15 protein-coding genes and 2 tRNA genes are annotated in these 17569 nt (G+C 71.0%); 6 read left to right on the plus strand and 11 right to left on the minus strand.

Annotated elements, in window-relative coordinates; all coding sequences use genetic code 11:
• Positions 1-104: 104 nt before the first annotated feature.
• On the plus strand, positions 105-1151 hold the full coding sequence (locus tag QMF80_RS28485) for a rod shape-determining protein (protein WP_283458397.1): 1047 nt from the start codon (positions 105-107) through the stop codon (positions 1149-1151).
• Positions 1152-1197: 46 nt separating this feature from the next.
• Here the strand turns inward: QMF80_RS28485 and QMF80_RS28490 are convergent, their stop codons facing one another.
• Entirely contained in the window at positions 1198-2346 is a 1149-nt protein-coding gene (locus tag QMF80_RS28490; protein ID WP_283458400.1) for a sensor histidine kinase, read from the minus strand.
• Positions 2347-2531: 185 nt separating this feature from the next.
• On the opposite strand from QMF80_RS28490, the gene QMF80_RS28495 reads away from it, so the two are divergent.
• The 3 genes from QMF80_RS28495 to QMF80_RS28505 all read left to right on the plus strand — a co-directional run bounded on the left by QMF80_RS28495 (position 2532) and on the right by QMF80_RS28505 (position 5796).
• The gene (locus QMF80_RS28495; RefSeq protein ID WP_283458402.1) at positions 2532-2720 is read left to right on the plus strand and encodes a hypothetical protein; all 189 of its coding nucleotides are present in this window, start codon (positions 2532-2534) and stop codon (positions 2718-2720) included.
• 26 nt (positions 2721-2746) lie between these two features.
• Complete coding sequence (locus QMF80_RS28500) at positions 2747-3133, plus strand: vitamin K epoxide reductase family protein (protein ID WP_283458403.1); 387 nt, start codon at positions 2747-2749, stop codon at positions 3131-3133.
• Positions 3134-3207: 74 nt separating this feature from the next.
• On the plus strand, positions 3208-5796 hold the full coding sequence (locus QMF80_RS28505) for a YfhO family protein (RefSeq protein ID WP_283458405.1): 2589 nt from the start codon (positions 3208-3210) through the stop codon (positions 5794-5796).
• 85 nt (positions 5797-5881) lie between these two features.
• On the opposite strand, the gene QMF80_RS28510 is transcribed toward QMF80_RS28505, so the two are convergent.
• The gene (locus QMF80_RS28510) at positions 5882-8503 is read right to left on the minus strand and encodes a valine--tRNA ligase (protein ID WP_283458407.1); all 2622 of its coding nucleotides are present in this window, start codon (positions 8501-8503) and stop codon (positions 5882-5884) included.
• Positions 8504-8629: 126 nt separating this feature from the next.
• Here QMF80_RS28510 and QMF80_RS28515 point away from each other — a divergent pair, with 126 nt between their 5' ends.
• The gene (locus QMF80_RS28515) at positions 8630-9607 is read left to right on the plus strand and encodes a hypothetical protein (protein ID WP_283458409.1); all 978 of its coding nucleotides are present in this window, start codon (positions 8630-8632) and stop codon (positions 9605-9607) included.
• A 78-nt stretch (positions 9608-9685) separates the two neighbouring features.
• Here the strand turns inward: QMF80_RS28515 and clpX are convergent, their stop codons facing one another.
• The 5 genes from clpX to QMF80_RS28540 all read right to left on the minus strand — a co-directional run bounded on the left by clpX (position 9686) and on the right by QMF80_RS28540 (position 14512).
• Positions 9686-10972, minus strand: a complete 1287-nt coding sequence (clpX, locus tag QMF80_RS28520) for an ATP-dependent Clp protease ATP-binding subunit ClpX (protein ID WP_283458411.1) — start codon at positions 10970-10972, stop codon at positions 9686-9688.
• 151 nt (positions 10973-11123) lie between these two features.
• The gene (locus QMF80_RS28525) at positions 11124-11798 is read right to left on the minus strand and encodes an ATP-dependent Clp protease proteolytic subunit (RefSeq protein ID WP_283458414.1); all 675 of its coding nucleotides are present in this window, start codon (positions 11796-11798) and stop codon (positions 11124-11126) included.
• Positions 11799-11850: 52 nt separating this feature from the next.
• On the minus strand, positions 11851-12468 hold the full coding sequence (locus tag QMF80_RS28530; RefSeq protein ID WP_283458416.1) for an ATP-dependent Clp protease proteolytic subunit: 618 nt from the start codon (positions 12466-12468) through the stop codon (positions 11851-11853).
• A gap of 341 nt (positions 12469-12809) precedes the next feature.
• Positions 12810-14207 (minus strand): trigger factor, encoded by a 1398-nt coding sequence (gene tig / locus QMF80_RS28535; RefSeq protein WP_283458417.1) that lies wholly within the window; start codon positions 14205-14207, stop codon positions 12810-12812.
• A gap of 228 nt (positions 14208-14435) precedes the next feature.
• Positions 14436-14512, minus strand: a tRNA-Pro gene (locus QMF80_RS28540).
• Between the two features lie 157 nt (positions 14513-14669).
• Between QMF80_RS28540 and QMF80_RS28545 the strand changes: the two genes are divergently transcribed.
• Positions 14670-14740, plus strand: a tRNA-Gly gene (locus QMF80_RS28545).
• Positions 14741-14842: 102 nt separating this feature from the next.
• On the opposite strand, the gene QMF80_RS28550 is transcribed toward QMF80_RS28545, so the two are convergent.
• The 4 genes from QMF80_RS28550 to QMF80_RS28565 form a co-directional block, all read right to left on the minus strand.
• Positions 14843-15514, minus strand: a complete 672-nt coding sequence (locus QMF80_RS28550; RefSeq protein WP_283458418.1) for an 8-oxoguanine DNA glycosylase OGG fold protein — start codon at positions 15512-15514, stop codon at positions 14843-14845.
• A gap of 24 nt (positions 15515-15538) precedes the next feature.
• A complete protein-coding gene (locus QMF80_RS28555) occupies positions 15539-15733 on the minus strand; it encodes a hypothetical protein (protein WP_283458419.1) in 195 nt (64 codons plus the stop codon).
• Positions 15734-15865: 132 nt separating this feature from the next.
• Positions 15866-16324, minus strand: coding sequence for an HD domain-containing protein (locus QMF80_RS28560; protein ID WP_283458420.1), 459 nt, complete (start codon positions 16322-16324; stop codon positions 15866-15868).
• Positions 16321-17569, minus strand: a 1249-nt coding sequence (locus QMF80_RS28565; protein ID WP_283458421.1) for a pyridoxal phosphate-dependent decarboxylase family protein, incomplete at its 5' end; no start/stop codon positions are given. The genes QMF80_RS28560 and QMF80_RS28565, both read right to left, overlap by 4 nt.

The following is a 17569-nucleotide window of genomic DNA, read 5'->3' on the forward strand; positions in this document are numbered from 1 at the left end:
CGGACGGGGAGCCGGAGGACTTTCGGCCCGGCCGTTTCGGGACCTTCAGCGGGAAGCGCGTCCATATCGTTATGCGAGTCTTGCGCCAGGAGATTGGGGAACAAATGCCGCAGGCCAGCAGCAATAAGACAGGATCCAGCCGCGACATAGGGATAGATCTGGGGACCGCGAACACCCTCGTCTACGCACGGGGTCACGGCATCGTGCTCAATGAGCCGTCCGTGGTGGCGGTCCGGGCCGGCACCTCTGCGGCGGTGGCCGTGGGCACCGAGGCCAAGGAGACCATTGGCCGCACCCCCGGCTCCATCACCGCGATCCGCCCCCTGCGGGGCGGGGTGATCTGCGACTACGAGGCCGCCGAGGAGATGATCCGGCACTTCGTGCGCAAGGCCGTACCGGGGCGCAGGCCGCGCACCCGCATGGTCGTCTGCGTGCCGTCCGGGGTGACCCCGGTCGAGCGGCGGGCCATCGTCCACGCCTCGACCCGGGCGGGGGCGCGCACGGTGCACCTGATCGAGGAGCCGATGGCGGCGGCGATCGGCGCCGGGCTGCCGGTCGCGGAGCCGCGCGGTTCGATGGTGGTGGACATCGGGGGCGGGACCACAGAGGTCGCCGTGATCTCGCTGGGGGGCATCGTCACGTCGCAGTCGCTGCGGGTCGGCGGGGACCGGCTCGACGCCGCGGTCATGGACTACGTGCGCAAGGAGCACTCGCTGCTCATCGGCGAGCGGACCGCCGAGGACGTCAAGGTCGCGATCGGCTCGGCCTGGCCGGTGCCCGGCCTGCCGGAGCTGGAGGGGCGCACTTTCACCGTGCGGGGGCGCGAGAAGGCGGCGGGCATGCCCAAGACCCTGGAGCTGACCTCGTACGACGTGCGCGCGGCCCTCGACGAGCCGGTCGAGGCGATCATCGCGGCCGTGCGCACCACCTTGGAGGAGTGCCCGCCGGAGCTTTCCGGTGACGTGATGGAGCACGGGATCGTGCTGACCGGCGGCGGCGCGCTGCTGCCGGGCCTGGACCTGCGCCTGGCCTCGGCGACCGGCATCCCGGTCTTCGTGGCGGACAACCCGCTGGACTGCGTGGCCCTGGGCTCGGGGAAGTGCGTGGAGGACATGGACACGCTGAACTCGCTGCTCACCCCGGCCACATAGCCTCCCGGCGGGGCGAGCGGACCGAGCCCTGGGATCGAACCGGGCCCTAGGAACGAGGCAGTACGGCGACGACCTCGTAGGAGTCGTGCGTGCACGTCGCGGTCAGGGTGCCGCCCAGGCTGCGCACGCGTTCGGCCATGCTCGCCGTGCCCGAGCCGGTCGAGACGGGGGCGCGGACCGGGGTGCGGGCGGGCAGGCCGTTGCTGACGGCGATCCGCAGCCGCGGGCCGTCGGTCGCGATGGACACCTCGATGGTCTCGCCGCGCGCGTGCTTCGAGGCGTTCGTCAGGCATTCCTGGACCACCCGGTACACGGCCGCCTGCCGCAGCGGCGACAGCTCCCGCGCGTCCGGGCCCATGACGAGGCGGACGGGTGATCCGGCCCGGCCGCTCTCGTCCGCGAGGGCGGTGAGCCCGTCCACACCGGGGGTGGAGGCCCGTTCGCCGCGCTGCACGATGATCTCGTTCAGCACGAGGTGGGCCCGGCGCGCGGTGTCGGCCAGCTCCTCGAAGTCCTTCGCGTACGCCGTCTCGCGGGCCCGCATCGAGAGCACCTCGGAGCGCACGGTCAGCAGGGTCAGTTCCCGCCCGACGAAGTCGTGCACGTCCCGCGCGACCGAGCGGCGCTCCTGCTCCACCGCTTCGTAGACGGCGGCCTCCCCGCGCCGGACGGCCAGTTCGCGCACCAAGTCGTGCCGGTAGGCGGCGATGCCGACGGCCGAGACCAGCACCCCGATGGGGATGACGAGGCTGAGGAAGGCGCTGAGGGTGTCCGCCCGCTGCTCGGGCCAGCCCGGCAGGCTGAAGAGGGCGAGGGCGAAGAGGACGTACCCGCCGGTGGCGAGGATCCCGGCGCGCCTGCCCCGGTAGCGGCCCACGGAGTACAGGGCGAACTGGATCAGGGTCAGCTCGTGCAGCCACCCGATGAAGAGCAGCGCGATCAGGTACGAGAGCCAGGGCGCCCGGCGCCGCAGCAGCAGGGTCGCGGCGCCGCCGGTGAGGACCACGGCGGCCTGTGGGGCGTTCAGCGAGTTGTCCTCGGAGGCCAGCCCGGGCAGGTCCAGGGCCATCAGCCCCAGGCAGCCCAGCGCGGTGAGCACGTCGTGCGCGCGGGGCGAGGCGGCCCAGCTCTCGGAGAGCTTGCGGCCTGTGGCCCGGAGCCGTTGGAGCGCCGGGGCGACGGGCTTGACGTGCATGCCTTCCATCATCCGTGGTCGGCGGCCGCCATCTCCTCAGCCGGACCTCCGGTGGAGGTGATATGCCGCACTCCGGACACGAGCGAGCGGGCGCGGGCGGGGCGGGGCCTGCGGGACCTGTGCGGGGCGGTCAGGGGCCGGACGGCCCTGCCGGAGGACGGGCCCGGCTTCGTACCTTCGGAAAGATGACCACCGATCACTCCCCCGCCGGCCGCTCCCCCGCCAGCCGTCCGGCCGCCGGCGGCGCCCGGGCCCGGAGCCTTCCCCTCCTGCTGCTGATCGGCGGAGTGACCGGCGCGCTGGCCTCGGGCGCGCTGACCTACGACCCCTGCGGACCCTGGAGGACCCCCTCTTCATCCCGGGCTGCACTCTGAACGCGGTCCTGAACTGCGGCGACGTGATGACCACCTGGCAGGGCAATCTGCTGGGCTTCCCCAACATGCTCCTGGGCATCGCCGGGTTCGCTGCGCTCGCCGCCCTGGGTCTGGCACTCGTCGCCGGGGCGGTCCTCCCCCACTGGCTGTGGCGCGGGGTCTGGGCCGGGATCACGGCGGGCTTCGTCTTCACGGTGTGGCTCATCGGCCAGTGCCTGTTCGTGATCGGCGCGCTGTGCCCGTGGTGCATGGCCGTCTGGGCCGTGATGATCCCGCTGTTCTGGTACGTCACCCGGCACCTCGCCGCGCCGCGGTCCCGGCTGCGCGCCCTGCCGCACTGGCTGGTGCCCGCCTTCCTCTACGCCTTGGTCACAGTGCTCGTCTTTTCCGTCTTCGGCATTCGAATGTTCTGACGATTTCCCTAAGATCGGACGACTGCGGCCCTCCGGCAGGCAGCGCTTCCGACCACCCGAGGCTCCGCATCGCCATGAGTTCCGCCCCGACCACGCCTGCCCCGCTGCCCGGGACGGCGGTCCCCCAGCCCGCCCCGGCCCGCGACCGCGGCCCCGGCCCCGGCCGCCCGGCGGCCGCGCGCCGCCGCACCGGCCCGCTCGGCGCCCTCGCCGCCCTCGCCTCGGCCCTGATGTCCATGGCCGCCTACTGCGCGGGGCTCGCCGCCCACGGCACCTACCCCTTCGGTCCCGTACCGCGCGCCGACAACGACCTGCGCCACCAGTACGTGCCCTTCCACACCCACCTGTGGGACCTCCAGCACGGCACCGCGCCCGGCGACCTCCTCTACAACTGGCAGAGCGGCTACGGCGTCGGCTTCCTCGGCGACTTCTTCACCTACCTGGCCAACCCGTTCTCCTGGCTCGTCGGCCTCTTCCCCCGCGACCAGAGCGAGTTCCCGGTCTTCCTCGTCAGCCTCTTCAGCCTCGGCCTCGCCGCCGCCGCCATGACCGTCTTCCTCGGCCGGCTGCGGCCCGGATCGCCCTGGCTGCGCGCCCTGCTCTCGGTCGGGTACGCCACCTGCGGCTGGAACCTCGCCGAGGGCGCCGTCGTCCCCATGTGGACGTGGGGCCTGGTCGCCCTGCCCCTGCTCGGCATAGCCGCCGACTGGTGCCTGACCGGCCGCCGCTGGGTCCTCGGCAGCCTGCTCGTCGCGCTCTGCTGGTACGCGAACTTCTACACCGCCGCCATGGCCACCCTGGCCGCCGCGCTCGTCCTGCTGCTACGCCTCGCGATCGGCGGCGCCGACGCGCGCGCCCGGGGCCGCGCCCTGTGGCGGGCCGCCACCATGACCGCCACCGGCATGCTGCTGGCCGCCCCCGCCATCCTGGTGTGCGGGCTCGCCAACGCCCAGGCCCAGCCCACCGACAAGTACGTCGTCAGCGTGGCCACCCCGCTGCGCACCTACCTGGCCATGTTCCTGCCGGGCAGCCTCGCCAGCCCCTCCGCGCCCAACGTGTACGCCGGATCCCTCGCGCTGCTGCTCGCGCTCGCGCTGCCGTTCCAGGCCCGGGTCCCGGTCCGCGAACGGATCGCCTGGGGCGTGCTGATCGCCGCCACCGCGCTCTCCTTCGTCATCACGCCCACCGCCGAGCTGTGGCAGGGCTTCGCCCTCCCGCACGGCGCCCCCTTCCGCGAGTCCTTCGTCCTCAGCGGCTTCCTCGTCATGGCCGCCTGGGTCTGCCTGGCCCGGATGCCCCGTCCCCGGGCCCTGCTCGGCGGGGCCGCGCTGCTCGGCGTGCTCATCGCCCTCTCCTACGGCACCCAGCCCCTCGGCGAGCGCGCCCTGACCGGCAGCCTCCTCGGCGGGGCCGCCGTCACCGGGCTCCTGCTGCTCTACGCCCGCGGCCTGCCCCGCCCGGCCCGGCGCGCCGTCGTCGGCCTGCTCGCCGCCGCCGTCCTCTGGGGCGCGGCGTTCTCCGCCCACGGGCTGACCGAACTCCTCGACCCCGCCCAGCGCGGTCCCGCCCGCGCCCAGACCATGACCCGGCTCGGGCTGAACACCCGTCACGCCCTGGTCCCGCGCGACGACTGGCCCGCCTCGCGCACCGACCCCGGCCCCGAGGTCTTCGTCACCAACAACGACGCGATGCTGCTGGGCGCCCAGGGCGGGTCCTACTACAGCAGCTACATCACCCGCGAGACCGCCGCGGCGCTGGCCGGGCTGGGCCTCGGCGAGGCCATGGGCGGGCGGCACCTGTGGCCCGCGCGGGACCCCGTCCTCCAGGCCCTGCTCGGGATCGGCACCACCCTCGACGTCATCGGCACCGATGACGTCCGGGTCCGTGACACCCCCGCGGTGCCGCTGGTGGCCGTCCGGCCGCCGGGTAGCGACCGGGCGTACGGCGCCCCCGCCGACTCGGTGTGGGCCCGGCGCCAGGCCGCCCTGGGCGCCAAGGTGTACACCGTCCCCGCCCTCACCCCGGCGGACCCGGCGCGCGGCCTGCGGCTGGGCCCCGACCCGGCCGACGGGACCGGACCGGGCAACACCTTCACCGCCCGCTGCGCCCCCGGCGCCCGCGCCTTCCTGCACGCGCCCGCGCTGCGGGCCGACGTCGCGGCCCCCGGCGGCGCCTCCGAGGGCTTCTACGGCGCGCCGCCGCTGCGGCTGGCCCCGCTGAAGGAACTGGGTACGGCCGGGGCCGACGGCCGGTTCTCCTTCACCGTCCGCACCAGGGAGGACGGCCAGTCGCTGCCCGCCGACGCCCTCGGCTGCCTGGACGTCCCGGCCTTCGAGGGGGCCGTACGGAACCTGCGCGAGCGGGGCGGCGCGAGCGTGGAGACCGGCGGGCACTCCTTCACCGCCCGGCTCCCGAAGGGTTCGGCCGGCACCGCCGTGGTCGCCACCACCGTTCCCCCTGGCTGGACCTGCTCGGTGGACGGCGGCCCGGCCCGGCCGCCCGTCTCGTACCAGGGGCTGCTCGGCGTACCCCTGGGCACGGGCGCCTCGCGCGTCGCGTGCGGCTACCTGCCGCCCGGGCTGACGGCCGGGCTCGCCGGGGCGGGCGCGGGCGCGCTGGCGCTCGTAGGCGTCCCGCTCCTCACCCGGCGGCGCGGGCGCTGAGGCGGCCGCGCGCGGGCCGGGCCCACGGGGAGGGCCCCGCACCCGCGACGGTGCGGGGCCCTCCCCTCGGCGGGATCTGCGGGTGTTACGCCTCGGGCAGCGTCTCCAGCTGGTTGCGGAGCCGCTCGATGTCCGCATCCGCCTTGGCCAGCCGGCCCTTGATCTTGTCCACGACATTGTCGGGCGCCTTCGCGATGAAGGCCTCGTTGCCGAGCTTGGCCTGCGCCTGCTGCTTCTCCTTCTCGGCGGCCGTGAGGTCCTTGGCCAGCCGCTTGCGCTCGGCGGCCACGTCGATCGTGCCCGACAGGTCGAGCGCGACCGTCGCCCCGCCGACCGGCAGGGTCGCGGTGGCGCTGAACTCCTCGCCCTCCGGCTGGAGGCGCAGCACCTGCCGGATGGCCGCCTCGTGCGCGGCCAGCGCGGTGGCGGACAGGTCCAGGCGGGCCGGGACCTTCTGCTTGTCGTCGAGGCCCTGCTCCTTGCGGAACCGGCGCACCTCGCGGACGAGGCTCTGGACGGCCTCGATCTCGGCCTCGGCGGCCGGATCGCGCAGGCCGCTGTCCATAGGCCAGTCGGCGATCACCAGGGACTCACCGCCGGTCAGTGTGGTCCACAGGGTCTCGGTGACGAAGGGGACCACCGGGTGCAGCAGGCGCAGCATGACGTCGAGGACCTCGCCGAGGACCCGCGCGGAGGCCCGGGCCGGCTCCCCGCCCGCGAAGAAGGTCGTCTTCGACAGTTCGACGTACCAGTCGAAGACCTCGTCCCACGCGAAGTGGTAGAGCGCATCGCTGAGCTTGGAGAACTGGAAGTCGTCGTAGTAGGCGTCGACCTGCGCGACCGTCTTGTTGAGCCGGGACAGGATCCAGCGGTCGGTCGCGGACAGCTCCTCGACCGGGGGCAGCTCGCCCTCGATGGTGGCGCCGTTCATCAGCGCGAAGCGCGTGGCGTTCCAGATCTTGTTGGCGAACTTGCTGGAGGCCTGGACCCAGTCCTCGCCGATCGGCACGTCGGTGCCCGGGTTGGCGCCCTTGGCCAGGGTGAAGCGGACGGCGTCGGAGCCGTACTTGTCCATCCAGTCCAGCGGGTCCACGACGTTGCCGAAGGACTTCGACATCTTCTTGCCGCGCTCGTCGCGGACCAGACCGGTCAGCGCGATCGTCTTGAAGGGGGCCTCGCCGTCCATGGCGTACAGACCGAACATCATCATCCGGGCGACCCAGAAGAAGATGATGTCGTGACCGGTGACCAGGACGTCGGTGGCGTAGAACTTCTCCAGGTCCGGGGTCTTCTCCGGCCAGCCGAGCGTGGAGAACGGCCACAGGCCGGAGGAGAACCAGGTGTCGAGGACGTCGGAGTCCTGCGTCCAGCCCTCGCCGGTGGGCGCCTCGTCGTCGGGTCCGAGGCAGACGACCTCGCCCGCCGGGCCGTACCAGACGGGGATGCGGTGGCCCCACCACAGCTGGCGCGAGATGCACCAGTCGTTGAGGTTGTCGACCCAGTCGAAGTAGCGCTTGGACATCTCCTCGGGGTGGATCGAGACCCGGCCGTCGCGGACCGCGTCACCGGCGGCCTTGGCCAGCGTGTCGACCTTGACCCACCACTGGAGGGACAGGCGCGGCTCGATGGTGGTGCGGCAGCGCGAGCAGTGGCCCACGGAGTGCTGGTACGGGCGCTTCTCGGCGACGATCCGGCCCTGCTCGCGCAGGGCTCCGACGATCGCGGAGCGGGCCTCGAAGCGGTCCAGGCCGAGGAAGGGGCCGTGGACGGTGATGACGCCGTGCTCGTCCATGACCGTCATCGACTCCAGGCCGTGGCGCTGGCCGATGGCGAAGTCGTTCGGGTCGTGGGCGGGGGTCACCTTGACGCAGCCGGTGCCGAACTCGGGGTCGACGTGGGTGTCGGCGACGATCGGGATGGTCCGGTCGGTCAGCGGCAGCTTGACCCGGGTGCCGATGAGGTGCTGGTAGCGCTCGTCGTCGGGGTGGACGGCGACGGCCGTGTCACCGAGCATCGTCTCGGCGCGCGTGGTGGCGACGACGAGGGTGTCCTCGCCCTCCCCGTACATGATGGAGACGAGCTCGCCCGCGTCGTCCTGGTACTCCACCTCGATGTCGGAGATCGCGGTGAGGCAGCGGGGGCACCAGTTGATGATGCGCTCGGCGCGGTAGATCAGCTCGTCGTCGTAGAGCTTCTTGAAGATGGTCTGGACGGCCTTGGACAGGCCCTCGTCCATGGTGAAGCGCTCGCGCGACCAGTCGACGCCGTCACCGAGGCGCCGCATCTGGCCGAGGATCTTGCCGCCGTACTCTTCCTTCCACTGCCAGACCCGCTCGACGAACTCCTCGCGGCCCAGGTCGTGGCGGGACTTGCCCTCCTCGGCGAGCTGCTGCTCGACCTTGTTCTGGGTGGCGATGCCCGCGTGGTCCATGCCGGGCAGCCACAGCGACTCGTAGCCCTGCATCCGCTTGCGGCGGGTGAGGGCGTCCATGAGCGTGTGCTGGAAGGCATGCCCCAGGTGCAGGGAGCCGGTGACGTTCGGCGGCGGGATGACGATGGTGTACGCGGGCTTCTCGCTCGCGGGGTCGGCCGTGAAGTAACCACGCTCCACCCAGCGCTCGTAGAGCTTCCCCTCTACCTCGGCCGGCGCGTACTGGGTCGGCAATTCGGAGTTGGGGCTGCTGGGTGTCTGCGCGTTCTCGGTCACGGGCACAGTTTAGAGCGGTAACGGTCCAGTGTTAAAACCGGTAAACGCGGGGCCCGGCCGCCTGCGCGTTACCGGCTTCCGCGAGGATGTGAGCAACACATAAACATCCTCAAGGGGGACACGGGCATGAGCTATAACCAGCCGGGGCCTTACGGCGGCCAGCAGCCTCAGCAGCCGGGGCCGTACGGGGGCCAGCCCGGGCCGTACGGGCAGCAGCCCGCGCCGCAGCCGGGGTACGGCTACCCGCAGCAGCCCCCGGCCCAGCCCGGATACCCCCAGCAGGCCCCGCAGGGCCCCGGCTACGGCTACCCCCAGCAGCCGCCGACCCCGCCGATGGGCTACCCCCAGCAGCAGCCGGGCTACCAGCAGGCCCCGGGCGGCTACCCGCAGCCGGGTTACCAGCAGCCCCCGAAGAAGTCGAAGACGGGCGTGATCGTCCTGTCGGTGGTCGTCGCGATAGCCGTCCTCGGCGGCGCGGGCTACTACTTCACGAAGGGCGGCGGCGCCACGGGCGGCATCTCCGCGGACACCAAGGGCTACAAGCTCGCCTACCCGGCCGCCGTCGACGAGTACAAGAAGGACGACAAGACGCCCACGGCGCCGGACGAGGCGCTGACGGGCGAGGCCAAGACCAAGGCCGAACTCCTCGGGGTCAAGAACGCCCACAACGCGGTGGTCCAGTACAAGAGCGGTACGGGCGTGGCGGTCAAGCAGGTCACCGGGTTCGGCCTGTGGGGCGAGATCGCCGACCCCTCGAAGTCGATCGACGCGTACTTCGCGAGCGTCTCGGTCTCCAGCAAGGAGAACGATGCGATCGGCTTCAAGTACGAACTCTCGGGCGCTCCGAAGGAGTTCAGCCCGGCGGGCTTCAAGGGCGCCGTGATGAAGTGCGCCAACATCAAGATGACGGCGACGAAGAACGTCAAGCCGGGGCAGCCGAGTTCGGCCCTGATCCCCACCTGCGTCTGGGGTGACTACTCCACCCTGGCCGCGACCAACCGCATGGACCAGGCCGCGATGGCGCTCGGCGGCAGCAACGGCACCCTGGAGGACGTCTCCAAGATCGCCGCGAAGCTCTACAGCACCAGCCGCACCAAGGCCTGACACTCCGGCCCGAGCGGACGTACGAGGAGGGGCGCCCCGGTGGTCCGGGGCGCCCCTCCTCGTACGTGCCTGCGGCGGCTACGCCGACTTCTCCTGCGGGCCCTGGTCCTTCGGGACGATCCGCGGGACCAGCGTCGGGTTCACGTTGGAGCGGACGACCTCCGCGGTGACGACCACGCGGGCCACGTCGTTGCGGGACGGGACCTCGTACATCACCGACATCAGGACCTCTTCCATGATGGCGCGCAGACCGCGCGCGCCCGTCTGGCGGAGGATCGCCTGGTCCGCGATCGCTTCCAGCGCCTCGCGCTCGAAGTCCAGCTCGACCCCGTCGAGTTCGAACAGCCGCTGGTACTGCTTCACCAGGGCGTTGCGCGGCTCGATGAGGATCTGGAGCAGGGCCTCGCGGTCCAGGTTGTGCACCGAGGTGATGACGGGGAGACGGCCGATGAACTCGGGGATCATCCCGAACTTCACCAGGTCCTCCGGCATGACCTCCTGGAACTGGTTGCTCGCCTCGATCTCGCGCTTGGAGCGGATCGTGGCCGCGAAGCCGATGCCCTTGGCGCCCGCGCGCGACTCGATGATCTTCTCGAGGCCGGAGAAGGCTCCGCCCACGATGAAGAGCACGTTCGTCGTGTCGATCTGGATGAATTCCTGGTGCGGGTGCTTCCGGCCGCCCTGCGGCGGGACGGAGGCGGTCGTGCCTTCCAGGATCTTCAGCAGGGCCTGCTGGACGCCCTCACCCGACACGTCACGCGTGATCGACGGGTTCTCGCTCTTGCGGGCCACCTTGTCGATCTCGTCGATGTAGATGATCCCGGTCTCGGCCTTCTTGACGTCGTAGTCCGCGGCCTGGATCAGCTTGAGCAGGATGTTCTCGACGTCCTCGCCGACATACCCGGCCTCCGTCAGCGCCGTCGCGTCGGCGATGGCGAACGGGACGTTGAGCATGCGCGCGAGCGTCTGGGCCAGCAGCGTCTTGCCGGAACCCGTGGGTCCCAGCAGGAGGATGTTGGACTTCGCGAGTTCGATCGCGTCGTCCCGGCCCTGCGCGCCGCCGTTCTCGCCGGCCTGAACGCGCTTGTAGTGATTGTAGACCGCGACGGAGAGCGCCTTCTTCGCCGGCTCCTGGCCGACGACGTAACTCTCCAGGAACTCGTAGATCTCACGAGGCTTGGGGAGTTCCTCCCACCTGACCTCGGAGGTCTCGGCCAGTTCCTCTTCGATGATCTCGTTGCAGAGGTCGATGCACTCGTCGCAGATGTACACACCGGGACCTGCGATGAGCTTCTTCACCTGCTTCTGGCTCTTTCCGCAGAACGAGCACTTGAGCAGGTCGCCACCATCACCGATGCGTGCCACGAGGTGCTTCCCCTTCGCCTGGGAGACGCCTGGTTCAGCGCTCCTGGTGCCTCTATCCGACGGTACCTTGCCGAGGGCCCCCTGCGGGGCCCCCTTGACGTGGTTCACATCGCCTTCTGCGACGGCCCCCCACGCCAAGGGGCGGCAAGGATCAGACCGCGTTGCTCTTGCGGGTGGATACGACCTGGTCGACCAGACCGTAGGCGAGCGCGTCCTGGGCCGTGAGGATCTTGTCGCGCTCGATGTCGTCGCGGATCTTCTCGATCGGCGTCGTGGAGTGCTTGGCCAGCATGTTCTCCAGCTGGTCGCGCATGCGCAGGATCTCGTTGGCCGCGATCTCCAGGTCGGAGAGCTGCTCACGGCCGGTGCCGCCGGACGGCTGGTGGATCAGCACGCGGGCGTTCGGCAGCGCCATGCGCTTGCCCGGCGTACCGGCGGCGAGCAGGACGGCGGCGGCGGAGGCCGCCTGACCCATGCAGACCGTCGAGATGTCCGGCTTCACGAACTGCATCGTGTCGTAGATCGCCGTCAGCGCGGTGAACGAGCCGCCGGGGCTGTTGATGTAGATCGAGATGTCGCGGTCCGGGTCCATCGACTCCAGGCACAGCAGCTGCGCCATGACGTCGTTGGCGGAGGCGTCGTCGATCTGCACGCCGAGGAAGATGATGCGCTCCTCGAAGAGCTTCGCGTACGGGTCGTACTCGCGCACGCCCTGCGAGGTGCGCTCGACGAAGCGCGGGATGACGTAGCGGTTGTCCACCTGCGGACCGGTGTGGAGACCGCTCGCGGGAGAGAGGTTGTTCATGTACATCGAGGTTTTCACCATCCTGGTGGCGTTCTGCGGGCTGTCGGCTGGGTACTGACGGTGCGGCCGGGGATCAGGCCCCGGTGCCACCGCCGCCCGGAACGTTGGACGCTGCCGAGATGATCTCGTCGATGAGGCCGTACTCCTTGGCCTCCTCGGACGTGAACCAGCGGTCGCGGTCACCGTCGCGGATGATCGCCTCGACCGTCTGACCCGAGTGGAACGCGGTGATCTCGGCCATGCGCTGCTTGGTGCGCAGCAGGTACTGGGCCTGGATCTTGATGTCCGAGGCGGTGCCGCCGATGCCCGCGGAACCCTGGTGCATCAGGATGTCGGTGTTCGGCAGGGCGAAGCGCTTGCCCTTGGCCCCGCCGGTGAGCAGGAACTGGCCCATGGAGGCCGCCATGCCCATGCCGATGGTGACGACGTCGTTCGGGATGTACTGCATGGTGTCGTAGACGGCCATACCGGCCGTCACCGAGCCACCGGGGCTGTTGATGTAGAGGTAGATGTCCTTCTCCGGCTCGGCGGCCAGGAGCAGGAGCTGCGCCGTGATCTTGTTCGCGATGTCGTCGTCGACCTGCTGGCCGAGGAAGACGATGCGCTCGCCGAGCAGCCGGTTGTAGACATGGTCGCCGAGGCCGCCACCGATGGACGGCTCACCCGCGGCGTAAGGCTTCAGATTCGTCACGTATCCACCTGCTCGTCTCCGACGGCTCTCGTGCCGTCTCAGCGTTTCTTTCTGGGGGGCGGCTCGGTCGGCGCGAACATGTCCGCCGGCTTCCGGGTACCCCGCAGCCCTCGTACTCATGGACCCTAACGCGCAGGTAGGACAACGCCATCCCGCATCCCGAACTGTTCGCTCGGAGCGCAAGGTGCGCGGCCCTCCCGATCACCCCGCGAACACCCCTTGAACGGCCCCGAGAAGGGGCGCGGCCGGGGGCGGGCGGAGCGGCCGAAGGGCCCGGACGCTCGCGCGTCCGGGCCCTTCGGGCACAGCTCAGGGGCCTTGTCGAGCCTCCTGACGGGGCCTTACTTGGCCTCGTCGGCCGGGGCCTCGTCGGCGTCGGCGTCCGCGTCGGCGGCCGCCTCGACCGTCTCGGCGTCCTGCTCCTCGTCCTCGTCGGACAGGTCGACCTCGACACCGTTGGTGTCGGTGACCTTCGCCGACTCGACGACGACCGCGAGGGCCTTGCCGCGGGCGACTTCGCCGACCAGCATCGGAACCTGACCGCCTTCGACGACGGCCTGGGCGAACTGGTCCGGGGACATGCCGGAGGACTGGGCGCGGCGCATGAGGTGCTCGGTGAGCTCCTCCTGGTTCACGTTCAGCTTCTCCTTGTTGACCAGTTCGTCGAGGAGGAACTGGGTCTTGATGCCCTTGACGGCCTGCTCGCGCGTCTCCGCGTCGAACTCCTCGACCGTCTTGCCCTGGATCTCCAGGTACTTCTCGAGGGTCAGACCCATCTGGCCCAGCTGGTGGTGCTCCAGGCTGTGCTTACGGGTGTTGACCTCGTCCTCGAGGAGCTTCTCGGGGATCGGGACCTCGGCGAGCTCCAGCAACTTCTCCAGCACGCGCTCCTGGGCCTGGGTGGCCTGGTCGTACTGCTTCATGTTCTCGAGGCGCTTGCGGCTGTCGGCCTTCATGTCCGCCAGGCTGTCGAACTCGCTCGCCTGCTGGGCGAACTCGTCGTCCAGCTCCGGCAGCTCACGGGCGGAAACCTTGGTGACCTTGACGGTGACCTCGGCGTCCTTGCCCTCGGCGGAGCCACCCTTCAGCTGGGAGGCGAAGGTGGCCTCGCCACCGGCCTCCAGGCCGGTCACGGCCTCGTCGATGCCTTCGAGCAGCTCGCCCGAGCCGATGGTGTACGCGACGTCGGAAGCGACACCGTCCTCGAGCACCTCGCCGTCGACCTTGGCCTCGAGGTCGATCGTCACGACGTCGCCCTCGGCGGCCGCGCGCTCGACGACGCTGGTGGTCGCGAAGCGACCGCGCAGCTGCTCGATCGACTTGTCGACGTCCTCGTCGGTGACCTCGATCGCGTCGACCTCGACCTCGATGCCGGAGTAGTCCGGGATCTCGACGGTCGGGCGGATGTCGACCTCGGCGGTGAAGGCCAGCAGTTCGCCGTCCTTCAGCTCCGTGATGTCCACCTCGGGCTGACCCAGCGGGTTGACCTCGGCCTCGTTGACGGCCTCGGTGTAGAACTTCGGGAGGGCGTCGTTGACGGCCTCCTCCAGCACAGCACCGCGGCCGAAGCGCTGGTCGATGACTCGGGCCGGGATCTTGCCCTTACGGAAGCCCTTCACCGTGACCTGCTGGTTGATCTTCTTGTAGGCCGCGTCGAGGCTGTCCTTGAGCTCCTCGAAGGGCACCTCAACAGTGAACCGAACCCGAGTAGGGTTCAGGGTCTCCACGGCGCTCTTCACGGTTAGGTCTCCTTGTGGCTGACTGCTGGGGTTCTGCTGTCGCTGCGAATTCAGCGGTTCAGCGGATCGGGCCCGGTACATCAGACACACGGGCACGCAGCTTGCATAGTAACCGCAAGCGGTCAGCAGCCCACAACGCGATCTTCATGGTGACAGCGGCGCCGACGGCTGTTATGGGAGCCGTCGGCGAGGGCGCTGCGGACGCGTGCGTGCGGTGATACTGATGACTGGTCGGGGTGGCCGGATTCGAACCGACGACCTTCCGCTCCCAAAGCGGACGCGCTACCAAGCTGCGCCACACCCCGTCGGTGCGACACGTAGGGTACATGCCCGGAGACGTTCCGACGCGCGCTCGTGGAGGAATGCCGCAACGCGCCCCCGCGGAATGTGGTGTGCGACCCCCCGCCGGGACCCGCTAGGATGCTGCGTGTGCCCCGGTCCGCGACCTCGGGCACGCACTGTGCGGGCGTAGCTCAATGGTAGAGCCCTAGTCTTCCAAACTAGCTACGCGGGTTCGATTCCCGTCGCCCGCTCTTATATGGCTCAGGGCCAGGTCAGAGGATGTTTCCTCGGACCTGGCCCTGAGTCGTTCCCGGGGGCGGGGCCGCCGCCCGTGCCCCCCGCGCGCCTCTCGCTCACCGCTCGTCCACGCGACCGTTCAGATGGAAGAGGAGCCACTCGAGCCGCTCGGCCGTGACTCCCAGGGAGCCGGCCCAGCCGTGCATGGCGGCGACATAGGCGGCGTACCGGGTGGGCCAGTGGCGCGTGCCGGCCACCTCGTGACTGGTCCACCCGAGGGCATTGAGCGAACGGAAGACCCGGACGTCGAGGATCAAGGCCCGCTCACCCGTCGCGCCGCGGTCGTCCACGGCCGCGAACCACTTGGTGAAGAAGGACCGGCGGACGCCGTTGAGGTGGAATCGCCCGTAGGCCCCGGCCAGGTCGCCGCCGCGGACCGCGTCGCGGGTGCCTGCGAGGACCGCGGGCAGGCGTGCGTCGGCCAGGGCCATGCCGGTGTAGCGGGGCGCACGTCCGTTCGTCGTGCCCGAGCCCCAGATCATGACGGCCACGAACAGGTCGCGCAGGGAGTCCGGGTCCTCGCCCCCAAGGTCACGCAGGCGGACCAGGTCGCCGCGGCTGATGAGACGGTCACCGCTCGGACCGTTCGCGCACGCGACGCCGCTATCGAGTACGTGCGCCGCTCCGTGCGGCTCCAGCCATGGATGCCACGTTCCCGGACGGAAGCGCACGGGCTGCTGCTCCTCCGCGCCGTGGCGGACGACGAGCTGCCGCAGCTGCTCCAGCATGCTCTCCCCCACCCTGACGCGGCACTAGAGCTTGATGCCCGCGATCGTGTCCGCGAGGGAGTTGAGGAAACGGTTCACGTCCGGCGCGATGGAGCTCGACGCCAGGAAGAAGCCGAAGAGGGCCGCGACGATGGCGGGGCCCGCCTTGATGTGGTTGCCGCGGATCAGCACCACCAGGATGACCACCAACAGAACCACCACGGACAGCGAAATGGCCACTACTGATCACACCTTCGGTCGTCCCCTGGTCGGCCCGGGGTGCGCGGCCACGCGCGTCCCCAGGAACATCGTGCCACCAACGGACCCCGGCTATCCGCCCGATGACGACCATTTCTGCCAACTGCGCCGTATTCAGAGGCCCAGCAGGGACCGGACGCGGGCATATTTGCCGGTCAAGCGCAGGCGGGTCGGTTCGTCCAGTACGGAGAGTCTGGCCGGGTCCGCGTTGTGCGCGAGGTCGGCCTCCTTGACCAGCAGGGCTCCCGGGGTGGCCAGGATGCGGGCCGTGTACTCCTCGACCGGCTCGCCCGGGCGTTTGGTGACCGCCAGGACGATGTCCTTCACGGACTGCGGGAGGGCCGCGGAAGCCAGCCATTCCCGGCTCAGGGCGTCGTCCTCGACCGCGTCGTGGAGCCAGGCCGCGGCCTGCTGGCCGTCGCTGCCGCCCCGGATACGGACGCCCTCGGCCACCGCCGCGAGGTGTTCGGCGTAGGGCCGTCCGGCCTTGTCGGTCTGGCCCTCGTGCGCCGCGCGGGCCAGGGCCTCGACCTCGGCCAGGGTGAGCGGGGTGGTCGGTGGGCGGTCGGTCATGCGATCCCCTCTGCCGCGGTACGGAGGGCCCGGGCGGCCCGGTCCACATCGGCGGGCGTGGTGCGCCAGTTGGAGAACGCGGCGCGCAGGGCGGGGGTTCCCGCGTAGACGGTGGGGGTGACGAAGACCTCGGCGCCCGCGGCCTCCCGCAGGGCGGTCAGCCGGGCCGGAGTGGGGTCGGCGGCGAGGGTGAAGCAGACGACGTTCAGGCGGACCGGCGCGAGCAGGGCGAAGGCCGGGTCGCGGTCCAGTGCGGCGCCGAGGGCCCGGGCGCAGGCGATGTCCCGTTCGACGATCTCCCGGTGGCCCTGGCGGCCGTACGCGCGCAGGGTGAACCAGGCCGCGAGGGCGCGCAGCCGGTGGGAGTTCTCGGGGGTGAGGTGGACCAGGTCGGGCTGGTCGCCGAGCGGGCCGAGGTAGGCGGCGGCGTTCTGGAACACGCGGGCCTGGAGGTCGCGGCGGCGGGTGAACAGGACGGCGCTGTCGTAGGGGACGTTGAGCCACTTGTGGAGGTCGACGCAGACGGAGTCGGCGGCGTCGAGGCCGTCGGTGAGGTGGGCGTGGTCCGGGGAGAGGGCCGCGAAGGCGCCGAAGGCGGCGTCGGTGTGGAGCCAGAAGTCGTGGTGCTCGCGCAGGGCGGCGACGGCGCGCAGGTCGTCGAAGTCGACGGTGTTGACGGTCCCGGCGTTGGCGACGACCACGCAGGGGCCGGGGGTGTCGGCCAGGGCGCGGGCGAGGGCGGCCGGGTCGACGGCCTCGCGGCCGGGGAGGGTGGGTACGGGCACCAGGGCCGCGCGGCCGAGGCCGAGCACGGCGAGGGCTTTGGCGATGGAGGAGTGCGGGGCGCCGGACAGGACGCGGACCGGGCCGAGGGCGGCCGCGCCGTCCTGGGCCGGGGAGACCCCGGCGCGTTCGCCGAGCCATTCGCGGGCGATGGCGAGGCCGGTGGTGTTGGACATGGTGGCGCCGCTGACGAAGGTGCCGGTGTGGGCGTCGGTGAGGCCGAAGAGGTCGCGGAGCCAGCCGGTGGTGACGCGTTCCAGGTCCTGGCCCGCGGGATCGAGGGCGGAGTTGGAGTTCTGGTCGTGGGTGGCGGTGAGCCAGTCCCCGGCGAGGGCGGCGGGGGTGGCGCCGCCGGTGACGAAGCCGAGGTAGCGGGGGCCCGCGGAGGCGGAGAAGCGGGGGGCCCACTCGTCCTGGAAGGCGGCGAGGGGGTCGGCGAGGCCGGTGCCGTGGTCGGGGAGG

It is taken from the genome of Streptomyces sp. G-G2, assembly GCF_030063135.1.
Taxonomy (GTDB): domain Bacteria; phylum Actinomycetota; class Actinomycetes; order Streptomycetales; family Streptomycetaceae; genus Streptomyces.